Raw genomic sequence first — 3,841 nt, 5'->3', positions numbered from 1 at the left:
ATGGAAGTGGGCGCGGGTACGTTTCATCCGGCAACGACGCTGCGCGCGCTGGGACCGAAGCCGTGGAAGGCTGCCTATGTGCAACCCTCGCGCCGGCCTTCTGATGGTCGCTACGGTGAAAACCCCAACCGTTTGCAGCATTATTACCAATATCAGGTCATTCTGAAGCCCAACCCTTCCAACCTTCAGGAACTCTATCTCGGTTCGCTGAAGGCCATCGGTCTCGATCCGCTGCTGCATGATGTGCGCTTCGTCGAAGACGACTGGGAAAGCCCGACGCTCGGCGCCTGGGGTCTCGGCTGGGAGTGCTGGTGCGACGGTATGGAAGTGTCGCAATTCACCTACTTCCAGCAGGTCTGCGGCATCGAATGCTCGCCGGTCGCTGGCGAACTGACCTACGGTCTGGAGCGTCTGGCCATGTATGTTCAGGGCGTCGACAATGTCTACGACCTCAACTTCAACGGCCGCGAGGGTGAAGAGAAGATCTCCTATGGTGACGTCTTCCTGCAGGCCGAGCAGGAATACTCCCGCCATAATTTCGAATTTGCCGACACCGGCATGCTGCATCGTCATTTCATCGACGCGGAAAAGGAATGCCTGGCGCTTCTCGCCGCCGGTGCGCCGGGTGATGATGACAATCAGCGCCTGCATAAATGCGTGTTCCCGGCCTATGACCAGTGCATCAAGGCAAGCCATGTCTTTAACCTGCTGGATGCGCGCGGCGTGATCTCGGTGACGGAACGCCAGAGTTATATCCTGCGCGTGCGCACGCTGGCGAAAGCCTGCGGCGAAGCCTTCCTGCTCACGGATGCGGGCGGGTTGAACTGGAACAGGGCCGCCTGAACCTTTATGTAAGGCGGGGCAACAGTCTAACGTGCGGGTGCCGTTGCGGCGCTCGCGCCTCTTGAGGAGGGGTCGGGAATGTTCATCACGCTGGCAATCATCGCGGCAATCGCGCTCTATGTCGTCTTCATCTATAACGGCCTCGTCAAGGCGCGGCAGATGAAGGAAGAGGCGTGGTCGGGCATCGATGTGCAGTTGAAACGCCGCGCCGATCTCATTCCCAATCTCATCGAGACCGTGAAGGGTTACGCGGCGCATGAAAAAAGCACCTTCGAGGAGGTGATTGCCATGCGCAACCGGGCCCAGGCCGTACCGGCTGGCGATGTCGAAGGCCGCGCCCAGGCGGAAGGCATGCTGTCACAGGCGCTCGGCAAGCTCTTTGCGCTCGCTGAAGCCTATCCCGATCTGAAAGCCAATACGAACTTTCTGGAATTGCAGCGCTCGCTGGAAACCATCGAGGGCGAACTGCAGATGTCGCGCCGCTATTACAATGGCGCCGCGCGCGATCTGAACGTCAGGGTGGAAAGCTTCCCATCCAATCTGATCGCCGGCCAGTTCGGTTTTGCCAAGGCGCCTTACTTCGAGATCGAAAACCCGGCAGACCGCGCCGTGCCGACCGTGAAATTCTAAGGCAACCGTTCCCAGGGGCCAAGTCCTCCCGCCGACATTCCTGTATCCCGGCTCTCTGCCGCATTCTTTGACAAGACGACGATCATGATCGAACTGACCATCACCCCGCCCGGCCACCCGCTTTCCGGCAAGGTAGAGCCGCCCGGCTCCAAATCCATCACCAACCGCGCGCTTCTGCTGGCTGGCCTCGCCAAGGGAAAAAGCCGCCTAACCGGCGCGTTGAAGAGCGATGATACGCTCTATATGGCCGAAGCCCTGCGCGCCATGGGAGTTAAGGTGACAGAACCTGACGCCACGACCTTCGTGGTGGAGGGTACAGGCGTGCTTCAGCAGCCGGAAAAGCCGCTTTTTCTCGGCAATGCCGGCACAGCCACTCGGTTCCTGACTGCGGCTGCAGCACTGGTGGATGGCGCCGTCATCATCGATGGCGACGAGCACATGCGCAAACGCCCGATCATGCCGCTGGTGGAAGCGCTGCGCGCCCTCGGCGTCGAAGCGGATGCGCCGACCGGCTGCCCGCCAGTTACCGTGCGGGGCAAGGGCATGGGTTTCCCGAAGGGCAGCGTCACCATCGATGCCAACCTCTCCAGCCAGTATGTGTCGGCACTTCTGATGGCGGCCGCCTGCGGCGACAAGTTCGTTGATATCATCCTCAAGGGCGAGGAAATCGGCGCGAAGGGTTATATCGATCTCACAACATCAGCCATGGAAGCTTTCGGTGCGAAGATTGAGCGAGTTAGCAACGCCATCTGGCGCGTGAATCCGACCGGCTATACCGCGACCGATTTCCACATCGAACCGGATGCATCCGCCGCCACCTATCTCTGGGGCGCGGAACTTCTGACCGGCGGTGCGATCGACATCGGCACGCCCGCCGACAAGTTCACCCAGCCGGATGCCAAGGCCTATGAGGTCATGGCGCAGTTTCCGCACCTGCCCGCTGAAATCGACGGTTCGCAGATGCAGGACGCCATTCCGACCATCGCCGTTCTCGCCGCGTTCAACGAAACGCCGGTACGTTTCGTCGGCATTGCCAATCTGCGTGTGAAGGAATGTGACCGTATCCGTGCCGTCTCGCTCGGCCTCAACGAAATCCGCAACGGTCTGGCGCATGAGGAAGGCGACGACCTGATCGTGCATGCCGATCCGGCGCTCGCTGGTCAGACGGTCGATGCCTCCATCGATACTTTTGCCGATCACCGCATCGCCATGAGCTTTGCGCTGGCGGCGCTGAAGATCGGCGGCATCGCCATCCAGAACCCTGCCTGCGTTGGCAAGACCTATCCGGGCTACTGGAAGGCGCTCGCCTCGCTCGGCGTCGACTATACCGAAAAGGAAAGTGCTGCCGAGCCGCAGCACTGAAACCGGCTGGAGGAGACCGCCCCGTGAAGACCATCGCCGCAAGACTTCTCGCGCTGCTTGTCTTCCTGGGCGCGGCCTGCCCGGCCTTTGCGGAAGAATTCATCCGCTCCTATCATTCCGTCGTCGAGGTTGCGAAGAGTGGCGAACTGACGGTGACGGAAACCATCACCGCCCGTGCCGAAGGCCAGAACATCAAGCGCGGCATCTTTCGCGATTTCCCGCTTTATGCGCTGGATGCGAATAACCGACGCACCAAGGTGGATTTTAACGTCGTTTCCGTGGAGCGCGATGGCGCGCCGGAGAACTGGCGCACCGAGAATATCGATGGCGGCATCCGCATTTATACCGGCAGCGCCGACCGTTTTCTTCCGACCGGCGAGCATATCTTCCAGATCACCTACACCACCGCCCGGCAGATCCGTTATTTCAGCGACTATGACGAACTCACCTGGAATGTCACCGGCAATGGCTGGCAGTTTCCGATGGGTGAGATTTCAGCCACCATCACTTTGCCACAGGGCGTGAAGGCTACCGGTACTGCCGTTTTCACCGGTCCACTCGGTGCCAAGGGCAAGGATGCGCGCATTTTGAGCGAAGGCAACGAGGTGTTTTTTGCCTCTACCCGCCCGTTTTCAGTGGGCGAGGGCATGACAGTTGCCGTGAAGTTACCGAAGGGCGCCATTGCCGCCCCCGCCTCCTCCCAGGAGGCCGGTTGGTGGCTACGTGACAATCTTGCCATCCTGCTTTCGGGCGGCGGGCTTTTCGCAGTGCTGCTCTATTATCTGCGAGCATGGTTCGCGGTCGGCCGTGATCCGGCCAAGGGTGTAGTCGTGCCGCGCTGGGATGCACCGGAGGGGCTTTCGCCGGCTCTGGTCAATTACGTTGATAACAGGGGTTTTTCCGGCGCAGGCTGGACAGCGCTGTCCGCCTCGGCACTTGATCTGGCGGTCAAGGGTTATGTCGTTCTGGAGGATCTGAAGAACTCCATCGTCATCCGCCGCACGCA

At 60.5% G+C, this 3,841-nt stretch carries 4 protein-coding genes; all 4 read left to right on the top strand.

All coding sequences use genetic code 11. The features are described from left to right. The coding region (locus tag T18_RS06250; protein WP_323455206.1) for a glycine--tRNA ligase subunit alpha at window positions 1-843 on the top strand (843 nt) is incomplete at its 5' end. Between the two features lie 78 nt (window positions 844-921). Beyond that, window positions 922-1,473 carry a LemA family protein gene (locus tag T18_RS06245; protein WP_003515183.1) on the top strand — a complete coding sequence of 184 codons (552 nt, stop codon included), beginning with the start codon at window positions 922-924 and terminating at the stop codon, window positions 1,471-1,473. Window positions 1,474-1,557: 84 nt separating this feature from the next. After that, a complete protein-coding gene (aroA, locus tag T18_RS06240; RefSeq protein WP_003515184.1) occupies window positions 1,558-2,835 on the top strand; it encodes a 3-phosphoshikimate 1-carboxyvinyltransferase in 1,278 nt (425 codons plus the stop codon). Window positions 2,836-2,858: 23 nt separating this feature from the next. Continuing rightward, on the top strand, window positions 2,859-3,841 hold a 983-nt coding region (locus T18_RS27605), incomplete at its 3' end, for a DUF2207 domain-containing protein (protein WP_323455205.1).

This window comes from Rhizobium sp. TBD182, assembly GCF_001950375.1.
GTDB classification, from domain to species: domain Bacteria; phylum Pseudomonadota; class Alphaproteobacteria; order Rhizobiales; family Rhizobiaceae; genus Agrobacterium; species Agrobacterium tumefaciens.
This window is presented reverse-complemented; position numbering and strand designations above follow the sequence as displayed.

Excerpts from the sequence above, each read along its gene's own strand:
- T18_RS06245 (WP_003515183.1), top strand. The coding sequence starts at position 922 with ATGTTCATCACGCTGGCAATCATCGCGGCAATCGCGCTCTATGTCGTC.
- aroA (WP_003515184.1), top strand. The coding sequence starts at position 1,558 with ATGATCGAACTGACCATCACCCCGCCCGGCCACCCGCTTTCCGGCAAG.